This is a genomic window from Agrobacterium sp. CCNWLW155, from assembly GCF_036888815.1.
GTDB lineage: Bacteria > Pseudomonadota > Alphaproteobacteria > Rhizobiales > Rhizobiaceae > Agrobacterium > Agrobacterium radiobacter.
In genome coordinates, this window is sequence record NZ_JBAKFW010000005.1 from 48,370 (window position 1) to 64,568 (window position 16,199).

Consider the following 16,199-nt stretch of genomic DNA (forward strand, 5'->3'; position numbering starts at 1 on the left):
ATGGCCTTTCGATCTGAAACTCTTGTAGAGGAGAGCCGTGGCGCGGCTCTCCCGAAACGGGGCGGTGTGAAGCGGATTTTCGACCGCAACGTTCACGCCTATCTGTTTCTCCTGCCCTGGCTGATTGGCTTCTTCGGCCTCACCCTCGGCCCCGCGCTCGCGTCGCTTTATCTGTCGTTCACCAATTACGACCTGTTGCAGTCGCCGGACTGGGTGGGGGCGGCCAATTATGTGCGCATCGCTACCGCCGACCCCAAATTCGCCGCCGCCATGCAGGTCACCTTTACCTATGTGCTGCTGTCGGTGCCGCTGAAGCTGATCTTCGCGCTTCTGGTGGCGCTCGCCTTCAATCGCGGCATCAAGGGCCTGACGCTTTATCGGGCGATCTTCTATCTGCCATCGCTGCTGGGTTCGAGCGTCGCGATTGCCGTGCTCTGGCGCCAGCTTTTCGCCTCTGATGGTCTCGTCAACATGATCCTGTGGCAGGCTTTCGGTTATGAAGGGCCGAGCTGGATTTCCAATCCGGATTACTCGATCTACACGCTGGTCATCCTGTCCGTCTGGCAGTTCGGTTCTCCGATGATCATCTTTCTCGCGGGTCTGAGACAGATCCCGCAGGATATGTACGAGGCCGCCGAAATCGACGGTGCTAGCAAGGTGCGGCAATTCTTCCGCATTACGCTGCCGCTTTTGACGCCTGTCATCTTCTTTAACGCGGTCATCCAGACGATCGACGCCTTCAAGGCCTTCACCCCCGCCTTCATCATTTCCGAAGGCACCGGCGGGCCGATCAACTCGACGCTGTTTTATACGCTTTATCTCTACCAGGAAGCCTTCGGTTTCTTCCGCATGGGTTATGCCTCGGCGCTTGCCTGGATTTTGGTGATCATCATCTCGCTGTTCACGGCCTTCTCGTTCCTCAGCGCGAAATACTGGGTGCACTACGATGACTGATGCTGTTACCGCCCCCCGGCCGGGACAAGGCCCGCAACGTTCACCGCTGAAATCGGTGATGCTCCACACGGCTCTGATCATCGCGTCCTTCGCGATGCTCTATCCGATCCTGTGGATGATATCAGGTTCCTTCCGGCCGCAGGACGAGCTTTTCGGCTCTTCCTCGCTCATTCCCTCGGCAGTCGATTTCGGCGGTTATATTCGCGGCTGGACGGGGCTGCAGGTGAGCTTCGGGCAGTTCTTCTGGAACTCCTTCTTCATCTCGATACTCGCCACCATCGGTAATGTCGTCGGCTGCTCGCTTGCCGCCTTCGCTTTCGCCCGCCTCCGCTTCGGCGGGCGCAATTTCTGGTTCGCGCTGATGCTCGGCACGCTTATGCTGCCCTATCACGTCGTGCTCATCCCGCAATATATCCTGTTTCTGGAAATGGGCTGGGTGAACACCTCGCTGCCGCTGATCGTGCCGAAATATCTGGCGACGGACGCCTTCTTCATTTTCCTGATGGTGCAGTTCTTCCGTGGCATCCCGCGTGAGCTGGATGAGGCGGCTGTCATGGACGGTTGCTCACCCTTCCGCATCTACTGGAAGATCATGCTGCCTTTGTCGCTGCCGGTGCTGGCCACCGCCGCCATCTTTTCCTTCATCTGGACCTGGGACGATTTCTTCGGGCCGCTGATCTATCTGAACGACATCAACACCTACACCGTGCAGCTCGGTCTCAGATCCTTCGTGGATTCCACCGGCAGCTCGGACTGGACCTCGCTTTTCGCTATGTCCAACCTGTCACTGGTGCCGGTCTTCCTGTTCTTCCTGTTCTTCCAGAGGCTGCTGATCGAAGGCATCGCCACCACGGGCATGAAACGCTGAACGGAACCCGGATCGGGAACGCATTTTAAGACAATCAACACTGTCGCTGCCGCCCTGAATGCGGCGCGGCAGTCGGGAGAAACAGCATGGCAAGCAGCATTACTCTGGAAAAAATCGTCAAGCGGTTCGGCGCCTTTCCGGTCGTTCACGGCATCGACCTCAAGATCGAGCCGGGTGAGTTCACCGTCTTCGTCGGCCCCTCGGGCTGCGGCAAGTCCACGCTTCTGCGCATGATCGCCGGTCTGGAGGAAATCTCGGAAGGTGATCTTCGTATCGACGGCGAAAGGGTCAACGAAACAGCCGCCTCCAAGCGCGGCATCGCCATGGTCTTCCAGTCCTATGCGCTCTATCCGCATATGAGCGTCTACAAGAACCTCGCCTTCGGTCTCGAAACGGCAGGCTACAAGAAACCGGAAGTCGAGGCGCGGGTGCAGAAGGCCGCCGATATCCTGCAGATCGGCCCGCTGTTGCAGCGCAAGCCGAAGGCGCTTTCGGGCGGTCAGCGCCAGCGTGTGGCCATCGGCCGCGCCATCGTGCGCGAGCCGAAAATCTTCCTCTTCGACGAGCCTTTGTCCAACCTCGATGCCGAACTGCGCGTGCAGATGCGCGTCGAAATCGCCAAGTTGCACCAGACGCTGGGCAGTACCATGATCTATGTGACGCATGACCAGGTGGAGGCCATGACCATGGCCGACAAGATCGTGGTGCTGCGTGACGGCCGCATCATGCAGGTCGGCCGCCCGCTCGATCTCTACAACAATCCGGCCAACCAGTTCGTGGCAGGCTTCATCGGTTCGCCGAAAATGAATTTCCTCTCCGCAAAAGTGGCTGCAGGGGACAGTTCCAACCGCACCATCGAGGTGGCCGGCCAGCGCATCGTGCTGGAAAAGCCCGTCGCGGCTGCGCAGGGCGAGCCGCTCACCTTCGGTGTGCGTCCCGAACATGTGAACCCGCAGGCGCAATCCTCGCTCGGCGAAGCTTCTATCCAGCTCGTGGAACATCTCGGCGGCTCGACGGTGGTTTACACCAACACCCCCGACGGCCAGCCCGCCACTGTGCTGCTGGACGGCCAGCGCCAAATCCGCATCGGTGAGACAATTCCCTTTGCCTTTGATCTTTCGAAGACGCATCTGTTCGGGGCGGATGGGCGGCGGATATAAGGTGCAGAACCGGATGGGGGAGGCAAACCCTCCCCTCATTCCTGTGACGGGCACAGGGATGAGGACCGCAGGACGCTCTGTGACGGACAGCGAGTTTTTAGTTCGCCGCATTGGTTTTTGATAAGGGAAAAAGCGGTTCTACGAACCGGCAAGAATTCGCCGCAGCATCACCGCATCTGCCGAAAACTGCCCGACGTCGTCACCTTTGACGAATTCCAGCATCGCATAGCCCGTCTTTTTCCAAGCGCTTTCCGGCAGCGCATCAATGCAGGCCCGCCAGTAGTCCGTGCGCTCGGCAAGCGGCAGGCGGCTGGCGTCGGCAAGCCAGGCGAAGACGTGAAGATGACAGATGCGCGAGCCGAGTGCGGATATTTCCGCAAGTGCATCGTCCAGCGGCAGGCCGGGTGCGGGTTGCCAGTAGAAGAAAAGGTTGGGTGCGGCCAGATCCTGCGCCAGCTGCAGGGCCGAGGGCAGGGTGTCGGTCAGCGAATTGGGGTGATATTCGAGGCCGATCGTCATGCCATAGTCTTCCGCCCGGCGGGCGATTGACGCCAGCGCCTCCGTTGCCGCGCGGCGTTCCGAGGGCGAATAATCCGTGGAGGGGCGTTTGCGCTGGCCCGGCCAGATGCGGATATGGCCGGTGCCGAGCGCCTTTGCTGTTTCCAGCACGGCGGTCATGTCCTCGGGCGAAAAATCGGGTGCGAAAATGTAGGAGCCGTAGGAAGAGACGACGAGGCCCGCTTTCGCCGTCCGCGCCGCCACATCCCTTGCATTGGCAAGGTCGCCTGACGGCACATGGATATCCGCGCCCCATTCGATTGCCCTGATGCCATTTGCGGCGGCAAGGTCGATGACGGCCTGCACCGACAGGGAGCGGAAGGTGACGGAGCAGAGGCCCGGCTCAAACATTCTCATGCGATCAGTTCCAGATGTTCCGGCCGCACCTGCTGTTGCAATGGCGCTGCGCGGCAGAAGCGTTCGATTTCGGCAATTGCCATGTCGCCGAGCCTTGCACGTTCAAGGCCGGTGGCGCCGGCGATATGCGGCGTCAGAAAGACGTTCGGCAGGCTGTAAAAGGGTGACTCCGGTGGCGGCACTTCCGGGTCGGTGACGTCGATGACGGCTTCGATGCGTCCGGTTTTCAGTTCGGCCAGAAGCGCGTCTTCATCCACCAGTGCGCCGCGCGCCGTGTTGATCAGGGTTGCGCCGTCCTTCATGCGGGCAAGCGCTGCCGCGCCGATCATATGCCGTGTCTGCGGCAGGGAGGGCGCATGCAGGGAGATGACATCACTCACCGCCATCAGTTCCTCGAGCGAGACAAGACGCACACCGAGCTTTTCCGCCTCCGCGACGCTCAGGAGCGGATCGAAAAGGATGAGGTTGAGATCGAACGGTTGCAACAGATTGATGACGCGGCGTCCGATGCGCGATGCGCCGACGATGCCGACCGTCAGGCCGAGATTGCCGATGGCCTGCGCCTGCAATCGCTCGACAGGCGCGCGGTCGCGATGCTCCAGATAAAGACGTCGGAAGCCGAAAGTGCGCTTGCCGGCCAGCAGGATCATTGCCAGCGAAAATTCGGCGACCGGCTGCGCATTCGCCTCCGCCGCGCTGCACACGGTAATGCCGCGATCAAACACCGCTTGCGACAGGAAATATTTGACCGTGCCGGCGGCATGGGAGATCAGCCTGAGACGCGGCATCAGCGCCAGTTCCCGCGCGCCGATATCCGGACAGCCCCAGCCGGTCAGAAGAATATCCGTCCGCGCCAGCTGCTCCTTTACTGAAGCGGCGTGGAAATCGCAGATTCGCCCTGTGTCGAGAATCTCGACGCTCTGTGACAGCCTTTCGAACGCCTGCGGTGTCAGCACATGCTGGGTTCGCTCCGGGTCCATGGCGAGGCTGAGACGCGGAAGCGGGCTCGTCATTGCGGCTCTCCCGTGGCCGCCATGCTGCTGACCGGAACACCCTGTTCCGCAAACAGGCGGTCGAGCGCCCCCATATCCGGAAGTGCCGGAACCATCGCCAACGCTTTTTCGCTTTCTGGCCCGGCCACCCCGGCAAAGACCGCGCAGGCAAGCAGGGTTTCGCCCGCCGGAATCTCGCCCCGCAATTGCGGCACCGTGGTCTTGGCGTTGATGAGATTTGTGTTGGGCAGCGCCTTCAGCGCCACGCCGTGACGGGTCATGCTGGAGCCGATATCGATGATGGCGGATATGTCGGTGCCGCAATCGGCTGTCGCCCGGCCGGTCTCTTCGCTCACGACGTCGCGGTCGCCGTCGTTGCGGTTGATGGCGAAGCCGCCTTCGGTCACCGAAAGGGGGCGGGTCGACGTGATCCGGTGCAGCCTGACATGCCAGTCACCGGCCGCAACCAGCGTGGTTTCAACGTCGACATCGGGGAACGGCTTCCATGTCGCCCGCAGGCTTTCTCCCGCCAGCAGAACCTTTTCGTTGGTCTCGCGCACGCGGTAATGCAGGCCGTCTTCGGAAAAGGCCAGCATATTGTCGAAACCATTGGTGCGGAAGCCGCGCTCATCCACTTCCACGCCGAAACCATAACGCGAGGAATAGGCGAATTTGGCATATTTTTCCGGCCCACCGCGCATGGAAAGGTTTTCCTGACCGCTGGAAAGCGCCGTGACATTGCCTGTCGCCCGCATCATCACCATGCCGGGATGAACGAGCGGCCTTGGTCTTGCGGATGTGTCAGGCAGTTTTTCCTCCGCCTGCCAGAAGGGGTGGCTTTCCGGCAGGGCCAGCGGCAGAAAGGCCTTGAAGGCCCAGTAGGGCGAGCCCGCCGAATTATAGCTCTCAGACATGGTGAGCTGCGGATAGGCATAACCGATGGAGAGCACGCCGTCGCGGTCGGCAATCGGCTTTTTCGCCCACCAGCGCAGATGCTGCAGATAAAGCCCCTTGATCTCGCCCCAGGGCAGCGCCTCCTCATCGGCAAAGGCAAGGCCGGCCCAGAAGCCGCCGCAGGCGAAACGATAGGTCATGGAGCGCCCGAAGGCGAGTGTGCCGCCATCCTCATCGAACCAGCTGGCGAAATCGCCGGCGAAGAGGCGAGCGCGCTCGCGGTAGCGTTCGGCATAGGCATCATCAGGCTTGCTGAGCTTCGCGTAGATCAGGCCGTAAAAATGCATGGCGAAGGCGATGTAGTGATCGATGCGGCGGTAGTTGCCATCGCGATACCAGCCGTCAGCGATATAAAACTCGTCCAGTTCCTTCTGGAATGTCTCGGTCAGGCTGCGGTCGAAATCGATGCCGAGATGATCAAGGGCCATATCGACCATCACCCGGAAAAACTTCCAGTTATTATCGGCGTAATTGCGTTCGCGCGCCGTCAGCAGATAACGGCGCACATTGTCTTTCTGCACGTCGGACAGCGGTTCCCACAGGTGTTGAGGCGCAAGCCGCAGCGCAAACCCGATTGCGGCAAGCTCCACCAACCGCTGGTCCTTCTGGCGCACGTCACCCCAATATTCGGGATGGGAGGGATCGGTGCCGTTGGCTATTCCCTGCGCCAGAAGCGGCCAATGGTCGAAATGATCGCCGCTGAGCGCAAGCGGGGCGATGCCCCAGAGCGGACGGGCGAAACCTTCCAGATCCGCCGCCGCCCGGTCGAAATGCGCGGCGGCCCCGCTGAGCGTCACTCTTGCGCCGCCCTGCGAAAAATAGGGAAGAAGCGGCGCGAAACTGTCATCCAGCGCCCGCCGGACATCGGCGCGGCTTTTGAGCGGATTACCATGCAGCGGATTAAATCTGGCCATATTGAGCCTGGTCATGGTGTCATGCATCGCGTGTCGCCTTTCCCGTCTTTTTCGCTTTGCCGGCCGTCTGTCCTTCCACCAGCTGCACGCCAAGCTGCACCTGGCGGGCATTGGCGGAAGGTTCCGTCAGCCGGCGGCGCATCAGTTCCACCGCCTCACGGGCGATTTCGCGACGATCGACCCGGATTGTGCTGAGACGGGGCGTGGAGAGTTCGGCAAAGGGCAGGTCGTCGAAGCCGATGATGGAAAGATCATCCGGCACGCCGAGCCCAAGCTCCTGCGCCGCCCCAAGCGCACCCAGCGCAATCGCGTCATTCATGCAGAAAATGCCGGTGAGTTCAGGGTTTTTGGCCAATAGCTGACGAACCGCATCGCCTGCCTGTCCGAAACCGCTATCCGCCGTCGAAAGCAGAAACTCCTCATAGGTCGCGCCCCCTTCCTCGAGGATCGTATGGCGAAAGCCGCGCATACGCTCCCTTATGGTGTGGCGATGATGCGGGCCGATATAGGCGACCTTGCGATGGCCGAGTTCCAGAAGCCGCCGCGCCGCCAGCGCACCGCCGTAAAAATTGGAAGGCGAGACGCAATCCAGCATCATCGAGGGATCGGCGCTGTTGACCAGAACCGGTTGCAGCACACCCTGCGTGATGCGGTGGATGATTTCGTCCTCGGGATCGAGGCCGATGGCGAGAAGACCGTCCACCTCGCAGACCCGCTGGGTCAGGGCGTCGTCGATCTGCTTCTGGTGCAGAAGCCTGATATCGAGTTCGAAGCCATCCGTCTGGGCAAGGCTGCGCAGCATGTCGAAAATATCGTGATAAAAAGCGCCGATATCGCCGGTCGCCCTTTCGGCGGACATGAGCGCAAGGATTTTCTTGCCCTCCAGCGGCACGCCCCCGGTCTGGGTCGTGACTGGTCGCAATGGATAACCAAGCTCCGCCGCCACCCCCAGAACCTTGGTCTGGATGGATGCGCTGATGCCCTTTTCCCCTGCGAGAACCCGCGAAACGGTGCTGATGGAAACGCCGGCGCGCTGGGCGATATCCGACTGGCGCGGGCGGCTGATGTCGGGCGTATCGTTCATATCGTCTCCTGCGCTTGCAAAAAAATCTATTATGATGCAAATATTGCAAACTAAGAAAATTTGCAAGAATTTAAGTAGTCAGTGAAAAATTTGCAAAACGCGGGAGGAGCAGATGCAAACTATCGACAGACGTGGATTTTTGGTGACGGCGGCGCTGGCCGGTCTCGGCGTGGCGGCGGGCGGTTTTCGCGCGGCTGCGGCTGAGACGAGGCTTCGCTGCGTATGGTGGGGATCTGCCGACCGCAGCAAGCGCACCAACGACGTGATCGCCCTTTACCAGAAGGCGAACCCGCAGACGGAGATCAGCGGTGAAATGATCGCCGGTTCCGATTACTGGACCAAGCTCGCGACATCGATGGCGGGACGGAACGTCGCCGACATCTTCCAGCTCGAACCTTCCACCATTGCCGATTATTCCGGCCGTGGCGCCTGCATGGAGCTGGACCAGTTCGTCGGCAAGTCGCTTGATCTTTCCACCTTCGGCAAAAGCGAGGTCGATCTCTGCCGTATCGATGGCAAGCTTTACGGCGTCGGCCTCGGGCTGAATTCCTTCTGCATGATGTATGACGCCGATACGCTGAAGGAAGCCGGCGTTTCCGTGCCGCAGGATCAGATCACCTGGAAGGCGCTGGCGGAACTGGCGCGTGATTTCAAGAAGAACGGCCCGGCAAAACGAAACTATTGGGCTGTGCCCTATGGTGCGCGTTATCATTATGTTTTCGATGTCTGGCTGCGCCAGCGCGGCAAGCTTCTGTTTCAGGACGGCACCATCGGCTTCAACAAGGAAGATGCGAAGGAATGGTTCGCCTATTGGGAGGACCTGCGCGAGAACAAGCTCTGCGTTTCCGCCGATATCCAGACGCGTGACGACAATACCATCGAATCCAACGCCCTGACGCTTGGCAATTCGGCCATTGGTTTTGCCTATTCCAACCAGCTGGTCGGTTATCAGAAGCTCAATAAACAGACGCTGTCCATCGGTATGCTGCCGGGTGAGGGGGCGGGCAAGCCGACCGGGCACTATTACCGGCCGGGCCTTATCTGGTCCATTTCGTCCACCTCGACCAATGCGGAGGCGGCGGCGAAATTCATCAACTTCTTCGTCAATGATCTCGAGGCGGGCAAGGTGCTCGGCGTCGAGCGTGGCGTGCCGCCGGCCAAGGTCGTGCGGGAAGCATTGTTGCCGAGCCTCAACGAGACCGAGCGCAAGACGGTGGATTATATCGAAAGCCTGTCGGGCAAGCTCGATTCCTATCCGGAACCCGCCCCGATCGGCGCCAACGAGTTTGACCGTGGCGTGATGCGTCCCATCGCCGATTCGCTCGCCTTCGGCCGCGCCAGCGTGGATGAAGCGGCGCAAAACCTCGTCGACACCGGCACGCGGACCCTGCGCAAGCGCGGCTGACGACGAAACGGGCGCCGCCACACGGAATCGAAGCCGTGTGGCGGTGCTTTTTATGAAGTGCCTGAGATAAATGGCGCTTCACGCCGTTCAAAATGGTCTGTACAACAAACAGTACTGGACAAGTATATGGCATTTAAGCCAGAAATTCTGATCTGGATCGATAAATCTGAAGATTAGAATATGGCGCCCAATTTCCTTCTCGTTGATGCTGAAAAAGAGTTTGATGTCCTGAAAGCGGCGGCGTCGCTGATCCGCGTGCAGATATTGAAGCTGCTGCACGAGGCGAGCGGCCTGAATGTCAACGAAATTGCGCAGAGGCTGGATTTGCCGCAGTCCACCGTTTCCGCCGGCGTGGCCGTTCTCGAGGAGGCGGGGCTGCTGCGAACCGAGACGCGCAAGGCGCGCAAGGGCAACCAGAAAATCTGCTTTGCCACCTGTGATGAACTCATCGTTTCCTTCCGGAAACCCGAGGCGCCGGCGGCATCAAATTACATCGCGGTCGCCATGCCGCTCGGCCTTTATACCCAGAGTTCGGTCACCGCGCCCTGCGGTATCTGCTCGCCGGAGGGCATTATCGGCCTTCTTGATGTGCCCGATACTTTCATGGATCCAGACCGGATGAAGACGGCGCTGCTGTGGTTGACATCGGGTTTTGTGGAGTATCAATTCCCCAATAATGCCAAGATTCAAGGGCGTAGCGTCGAGGAAATAGAGTTTTCGATGGAGGTCAGTTCCGAGGTGCCGGGAACGCACAGTGACTGGCCGTCCGACATCACGCTGTCCGTCAACGGCAGGGAAATCGGTGTGTGGACCTCGCCCGGCGACTTCGGCGACAAGCGGGGCGTATTTACGCCAGACTGGTGGAAACTCTCCGGTTCCCAATACGGCATGCTCAAGACCTGGCGCATCACCGCGCAGGGAACCTATGTTGACGGAACCCGGATTTCGGATGTGACGCTGGCAGATATCGATCTGGCCAGCCACCGCTCCATCCGGTTGCGCATCGAGGTCAAGGCTGATGCAAAACATCCAGGCGGGCTGAATATCTTTGGCCGCGGCTTCGGAAATTACGATCAGGACATCGTCCTGCGCCTGCGCACCGCTGACTGATCCAGCCAATTTTCAAAAGTATGATTTTCGCGGTTGACAGGCGCGGATTCCCTCGGCAACTATATTATCAAATATGGTTCATATCATATTTTAAGATATAAATGCGCAGGGAGGAGAGCCTATGAAAGCGCGGGTTTCAGTCCACCGGGACTTCCGGATTGGGCGTATCGACGATCGTCTGTATTCCGCCTTCATCGAGCATATGGGGCGTGCGATCTATGGCGGGATTTATGAGCCCGGCCATCCGCAGGCGGACGCGAACGGCTTCCGCAAGGACGTCCTGAAATTTGTTCAGGACCTGAAAATTCCGGCCATCCGTTATCCCGGCGGCAACTTCGTTTCGGCCTATCGCTGGGAAGACGGCATCGGGCCGCGCGACCAGCGCCCCATCCGCCTCGACCTCGCATGGCGCTCCAAGGAAACCAACCAGATCGGCATCAACGAGTTCGCCGACTGGGCGCAGATGGCTGGTATCGAGATGATGCTCGCCGTCAATCTTGGTTCTCGTGGTCTGGATGACGCCCGTAATTTCCTTGAATATGTGAATTTTCCGGGCGGCACCGCGCTTAGCGATCTGCGCCGCAGCCACGGCACGGAAAAACCCCACGACGTGAAAATGTGGTGCCTCGGCAACGAGATGGACGGCCCCTGGCAGATCGGCCACAAGACCGCGGTGGAATATGGCCGCCTGGCGAACGAAACCGCCAAGGCCTTCAAGGGCTTCGATCCGACGATTGAAGCCATCGTCTGCGGTAGTTCCAATGACGGTATGCCGACCTATCCCGAATGGGAACGCGAGGTGCTGGAGGAATGCTACGAGAATGTCGATCACATCTCGCTGCACAAATATTTCGGCAATAACAGCCGCGACACGCTGAATTATTTCGGCAAGATCGAGGAGACCGGGCGTTACATCCAGACCATCGCCGGCGTCATCGATTATGTGAAGGCGAAGAAGCGCGCCAAGAACGATGTTTCCATCTGCTTCGACGAATGGAACGTCTGGTATCACATCCGCGACGAGGACGGCAAACGCATCAAGAGCTGGGACTGGCCGGAAGCGCCGGCACTTCTGGAAGAGACATACAACTTCGAAGATGCGCTTTTTGTCGCCGGCCTGCTCAACGAGTTCATCCGCCGTTCGGACCGCGTGCGCATCGCCTGCATCGCCCAGCTCGTCAACGTCATCGCCCCCATCCGGGCGGAAAAGAACGGGCCGGCCTGGCGTCAGACGATCTATTATCCCTATCAGTTCGCCTCGCTTTATGGCCGTGGCGTTGCGCTGAATGTTGCGGTCGATTGCCCGACTTATGATTGCAACGCGGCCGATGACGTCAAATATCTGGATGTCGCCGGTGTCTATGACGAGGCGGAAGGCATGGTGACGCTGTTCGTGCTCAATCGTTATCTGACCGAGGCGGCAGAGATCAATGTCAGCCTCACTGGCTTCTCCTCGGCCACGCTCGACCTGCATCTGGCCATGGCGGGATATGACCTGCGCGTCGGTAATGGTCCGGATCAGCCGGATCGTGTCGTGCCGGTGCCCGGCAGCGGCGTCGGCGTCGAGGACGGGGCGCTGAAGGGTTCCGTGCCGGCGCTGTCATACCATGTGCTGCGGCTGAAGGTTCAGTGAGGCGGCCATGGGTGTCCGTCTCAACAATATCGCCAAGTCCTTCGGATCCTTCGCCGCGATCCGGGATGTCTCGATGGAAATCCCGACCGGTAGCTTTGCGGTTTTCGTCGGGCCTTCCGGCTGCGGAAAATCCACGCTGCTGCGCATGATCGCTGGTCTTGAGGAGACCAGCGGCGGGCATATCGCCATCGACGACCGCGATGTCACGGCCGTCGAACCGGCCGATCGCGGTGTCGCGATGGTGTTCCAGAACTATGCGCTTTATCCGCATCTCAGCGTGTTCGAGAACATGGCCTTCAGCCTGCGTCTCGCGCGCCGCCCGAAAGCGGAGGTGAATGAGAGGGTGGGCGAGGCTGCCCGCATCCTGCAGCTCGAAGACCATCTGCATAAAAAGCCTTCGCAGCTTTCCGGCGGCCAGCGGCAGCGTGTGGCGATAGGCCGCGCGATCGTGCGGCAGCCGAAGGTCTTCCTCTTCGATGAGCCGCTGTCGAACCTCGATGCGGAACTGCGTGTCCAGATGCGTCTGGAGCTGACCCGGCTTCATCGCAAGCTCGGCGCCACGATGATCTATGTCACGCATGACCAGGTGGAAGCCATGACGCTTGCGGACAAGATCTTCGTGCTGAAGGGCGGTGTGGTGCAGCAGGCCGGTGCACCGCTTACCCTTTATGACGATCCGGATAACCGTTTCGTGGCGGGTTTCATCGGCTCGCCGGCGATGAACTTCCTGCAGGCGGAAATTGTCGAGCAGGCAAACGGCGTGGTGACGCTTTCGCTCGATGGCGGCCAGAGACATCTCGAAGCGCGGCTTTCGCAGCCTGTTTCCGCCGGCCAGCGGGTCGAAATAGGCGTTCGGCCCGAACATCTGATGATTTCGCAGGACGGCGCCCTGCCTGTCAATGTCGAGGTGACGGAGGAGCTGGGTGATGTCTCCTACCTCTATACCCGCGCGTCGTCAGGCAAGGAAATCATCGTGCAGCGGCAGGGTTCGCGCGAAAGTCTGGACGGCCGGTCCGTGTCGCTGAGCGCCTCGCCCGACCATATTCTGGTTTTCGACACGGATGGCAAAAGGTTGCGATAGGCGCGAGGAGGCGTCTTTCGATGCAGCAGACCGCCTCTTCAAGGGGTGTTTCCACATAAACGGGAGGAGTGAACGATGCGATTGATCAAGACATTGCTTGTTGGCACGGTTCTGGGTTTGACCGCCCTGCCGGCGCTGGCCAAACAGGATATCGTCTGGTGGGACTTTCTGTCCGGCGGTGACGGCGTGCGCATGAAGGCGCTGATCGATGCCTTCAACAAGGAGCACCCGGATATCCAGGTCAAGGGGACGACGCTGGAATGGGGCGTTCCCTTCTATACCAAGGTGCGGACCGCCTCTGCCGTCGGGGAGGGGCCTGATGTCATGACCTACCACCTGTCGCGTGCGCCGCTCGCCCTGCAGGAAAAGGTGCTGAGCGAGATTACCGACAAGGATCTCGAGGAGGCCGGCCTGAAGAAAGACGATTTCTTCGGCGCGCCGCTTGAAGCGGCGACCCATGACGGCAAGCTTTATGCCGTGCCCTTCGATATTCACGCGCTTGTTCTTTATTACAATGCCGATCTCCTGAAAGGCTCGCCCTACCTCGATGCCGAAGGCAAGTTGACCGGCATCCAGACGATGGATGATTTTGAAAAGGCGCTGGCCTGGGCGAAGGAAAAGGGTGTCCAAACGCCGGTCACCTATCAGTCCGGCGGCGAAGCCGGTGTCTGGCGCGTCTTTTACACCCTGTTCTCGCAGCAGGGCGGCGAACTCGTCACCAATGGCGAGGTGCTGGCCGGCGACAATGCCGAAAAGGCCGCCAAGGCAATCGACACCATGTCGAAATGGCGCGAAAACGGCTGGGCGCCGGAACAGGCTGAGTATCCAGCCTCCGTTGCGCTCTTTTCCGCCGGAAAATCTGCCTTCCAGCTGAACGGTGTCTGGGAAGTGCCGACCTACAAGGACCTGGAGAAAAACGGCAAGCTGGGCTTCAAGTGGAGCGCGGTCGAGGTTCCGCCCTTCATGGGCAAACGCGCCACCTGGGCGGATTCGCACGCTTTCGCCATCCCCAATCAGGGCGACAAGACCGTTTCCGGCGAAAAGCGCGCCGCCGTGATGAAGGTGATCGGCTGGATGGAAAAACACGCCATCAGCTGGGCCGATGCCGGCCATATTCCGGCCTATAAATCGATCACCGAAAGCAGCGAATACAAGGCGATGCAGCCGAACGCCACCTATGCATCGCTGGCGGAAGCGGCGGTGTTCGATCCGAAGACGACGATCACCGGTGTCGCTTCGCCCGCCTATGATGCGGCTCTCAACGTCATCGCCCCGGCCATTCAGGGCTTCATGAGCGGCACGGATGCGGTGGAGCAGATCAGGGAAGAGCTGCAAAGCAAGCTGAAGTAACAGGAAACCTGCCCTCCGGTTTCTGGCCGGAGGGCAGCACGCAATGCAAGGTTCCGGAGACATTCCATGGCTATGATTGAAAACCGGCGCAAGAAATCGCTGATCGCGCTGTCGATGGTGACGCCGTTCATCGTGGTCTTCGTCACCTTCTTCCTTTACCCGCTGATCGAGATGGTCCGCATCAGTTTCACCGATGCGCCGCTGATCGGCGATGGTGACTGGGTGGGGTTCGCGAACTACGCAAAGCTGCTGAGCGACCGTCTCTTCGTCACGTCGCTGAAGAACAACGGCTATTTCGTGCTTCTGACCGTCGTGCCGACGACCGTCATCGCCCTGATGATCGCTCTCGCCGTCAGCCGCCTTTCGGGCGTGAAGCAGACGATCGCCATGAGCCTGTTTTTCCTTCCCTATGTGCTGCCGGTTTCGGTCGTCACGGAAATCTGGGCGTGGATGCTCGATCTGCAGTTCGGCATTCTCCAGCCGGTGATTTCGCTGATTGCCGGCAAGCCGGTCGCGGTTTTCAAGAACCCCTACTGGGTCATGCCGATGGTTGCCGTCGTCACCATCTGGTGGACGAACGGTTTCAACGTGCTGCTGTTCATCGCCGGTTTGCGCAATATTCCGACGGAGCTTTATGAGGCGGCCTCACTTGACGGCGCAACGACGTGGCAGCGCTTCTGGCGGGTGACATGGCCGCTTCTCTGGCCCGTCACCGCGCTCATTCTCACACTGCAACTGATCCTGCAGCTGAAGATATTCGACCAGATCTATCTCCTGAGCGGCGGCGGGCCCTTCAATTCCAGCTTCGTGCTTCTGCTCAAGGTCTATCGCGAGGCGTTCCAGCTGAACAATGGCGGTTACGCTTCCGCCGTCGCCACCGTGCTCTTCCTGCTGATCGTCACCGTTTCCATTCTCCAGTTCCAGTTGCTGCGCATCCGGAGGAACTCATGAGCTTCACGAAAAGACTAGAAAACGTCGTTCTGACCCTGCTGACGTTCTCAGCGGCGCTCGTGTGGATCTTTCCGCTCTATTGGGGTTTCGTGACGTCGTTACGTTCGGACAATAATGTTGCCGGCAACATGTCGCTGCTGCCAGATGAGTTTCAGCTGGGGGCTTATGTGAACGCCCTCTTCAACACGCGGCTGTTGACCTGGTACGTAAATTCCATCGGCACCGCCGCAATCGTCACTGTCTCCGTGCTGCTGATTTCGATGCTGTGCGCCTATGCCCTGTCGCAGATCCGCTTTCCGGGACGGCGTCTGCTTTATGGCATCGTGCTTGCGAGTTTCATGGTGCCGGCGCAGACGCTCGTCGTCACTCAGTTCATCCTGATGAAGAACCTCAACCTCATCAACACCTGGGCGGGCATCATCCTGCCGCAGCTCATCACGCCCATCGTCATCATCGTTTACAAGCAGTTCTTCGACAGCGTGCCGAAGGAGATGCGCGAAGCGGTGGTTCTGGATGGCGGCGGCGAATATACCATCCTGTTCAAGGTCTATCTGCCGCTGAACTGGGGGATCACCACCGCCATGGCGATCGTGACCTTCATTACGGTGTGGAACGCCTTCTTCTGGCCCTTCCTGGTCGTCACCTCTGAAAACATGATGACGATCCCCGTCGGCATCACCCAGGTCAACGACACTTTCGGCATTGTTTATGCGCGCCTGATGGCCATCGCCATGCTGGCGGCGCTGCCGGTCATCATCGCCTATGTCATCTTCCAGCGGCGTGTGACGGAAGCGATCATGATCTCGTCCGGCGTGAAAGGGTGAGGGC

The 16,199-nt window shown here is 59.7% G+C and carries 14 protein-coding genes; 10 read left to right on the forward strand and 4 right to left on the reverse strand.

Annotated elements, in window-relative coordinates:
- The 3 genes from V6S97_RS17910 to V6S97_RS17900 all read left to right on the forward strand — a co-directional run bounded on the left by V6S97_RS17910 (window position 1) and on the right by V6S97_RS17900 (window position 2,982).
- Window positions 1–954: a carbohydrate ABC transporter permease gene (locus V6S97_RS17910; protein ID WP_003508157.1), complete on the forward strand. Its 954-nt coding sequence runs from the start codon at window positions 1–3 to the stop codon at window positions 952–954.
- Entirely contained in the window at window positions 947–1,822 is an 876-nt protein-coding gene (locus V6S97_RS17905; protein ID WP_020810285.1) for a carbohydrate ABC transporter permease, read from the forward strand. Before V6S97_RS17910 ends, V6S97_RS17905 begins: the two co-directional genes overlap by 8 nt.
- A gap of 86 nt (window positions 1,823–1,908) precedes the next feature.
- Complete coding sequence (locus tag V6S97_RS17900) at window positions 1,909–2,982, forward strand: ABC transporter ATP-binding protein (protein ID WP_003508161.1); 1,074 nt, start codon at window positions 1,909–1,911, stop codon at window positions 2,980–2,982.
- 138 nt (window positions 2,983–3,120) lie between these two features.
- On the opposite strand, the gene V6S97_RS17895 is transcribed toward V6S97_RS17900, so the two are convergent.
- The 4 genes from V6S97_RS17895 to V6S97_RS17880 are packed head-to-tail and all read right to left on the reverse strand — an operon-like array spanning window position 3,121 to window position 7,841.
- The gene (locus tag V6S97_RS17895) at window positions 3,121–3,897 is read right to left on the reverse strand and encodes a sugar phosphate isomerase/epimerase family protein (protein ID WP_099086915.1); all 777 of its coding nucleotides are present in this window, start codon (window positions 3,895–3,897) and stop codon (window positions 3,121–3,123) included.
- A complete protein-coding gene (locus tag V6S97_RS17890; RefSeq protein WP_003508173.1) occupies window positions 3,894–4,910 on the reverse strand; it encodes a hydroxyacid dehydrogenase in 1,017 nt (338 codons plus the stop codon). Before V6S97_RS17890 ends, V6S97_RS17895 begins: the two co-directional genes overlap by 4 nt.
- Window positions 4,907–6,784, reverse strand: a complete 1,878-nt coding sequence (locus V6S97_RS17885) for a DUF2264 domain-containing protein (protein WP_112278165.1) — start codon at window positions 6,782–6,784, stop codon at window positions 4,907–4,909. Before V6S97_RS17885 ends, V6S97_RS17890 begins: the two co-directional genes overlap by 4 nt.
- Window positions 6,777–7,841, reverse strand: coding sequence for a LacI family DNA-binding transcriptional regulator (locus V6S97_RS17880; protein WP_112278166.1), 1,065 nt, complete (start codon window positions 7,839–7,841; stop codon window positions 6,777–6,779). The genes V6S97_RS17885 and V6S97_RS17880 overlap by 8 nt, the downstream gene beginning before the upstream one ends.
- Before the next feature lie 112 nt (window positions 7,842–7,953).
- On the opposite strand from V6S97_RS17880, the gene V6S97_RS17875 reads away from it, so the two are divergent.
- From V6S97_RS17875 to V6S97_RS17845, 7 genes are all read left to right on the forward strand, one after another.
- Window positions 7,954–9,246 (forward strand): ABC transporter substrate-binding protein, encoded by a 1,293-nt coding sequence (locus V6S97_RS17875; protein WP_026372429.1) that lies wholly within the window; start codon window positions 7,954–7,956, stop codon window positions 9,244–9,246.
- 180 nt (window positions 9,247–9,426) lie between these two features.
- Window positions 9,427–10,356: an ArsR/SmtB family transcription factor gene (locus tag V6S97_RS17870; RefSeq protein WP_020812829.1), complete on the forward strand. Its 930-nt coding sequence runs from the start codon at window positions 9,427–9,429 to the stop codon at window positions 10,354–10,356.
- Between the two features lie 121 nt (window positions 10,357–10,477).
- Window positions 10,478–11,989 (forward strand): arabinosylfuranosidase ArfA, encoded by a 1,512-nt coding sequence (gene arfA, locus V6S97_RS17865; protein WP_112294024.1) that lies wholly within the window; start codon window positions 10,478–10,480, stop codon window positions 11,987–11,989.
- Between the two features lie 7 nt (window positions 11,990–11,996).
- Window positions 11,997–13,070, forward strand: a complete 1,074-nt coding sequence (locus V6S97_RS17860) for an ABC transporter ATP-binding protein (RefSeq protein WP_334427554.1) — start codon at window positions 11,997–11,999, stop codon at window positions 13,068–13,070.
- 75 nt (window positions 13,071–13,145) lie between these two features.
- Complete coding sequence (locus V6S97_RS17855; protein WP_080864974.1) at window positions 13,146–14,420, forward strand: extracellular solute-binding protein; 1,275 nt, start codon at window positions 13,146–13,148, stop codon at window positions 14,418–14,420.
- A 66-nt stretch (window positions 14,421–14,486) separates the two neighbouring features.
- Entirely contained in the window at window positions 14,487–15,371 is an 885-nt protein-coding gene (locus tag V6S97_RS17850) for a carbohydrate ABC transporter permease (protein ID WP_162687303.1), read from the forward strand.
- Window positions 15,368–16,195: a carbohydrate ABC transporter permease gene (locus V6S97_RS17845; RefSeq protein WP_003508186.1), complete on the forward strand. Its 828-nt coding sequence runs from the start codon at window positions 15,368–15,370 to the stop codon at window positions 16,193–16,195. The genes V6S97_RS17850 and V6S97_RS17845 overlap by 4 nt, the downstream gene beginning before the upstream one ends.
- The last annotated feature ends 4 nt before the right edge of the window (window positions 16,196–16,199 follow it).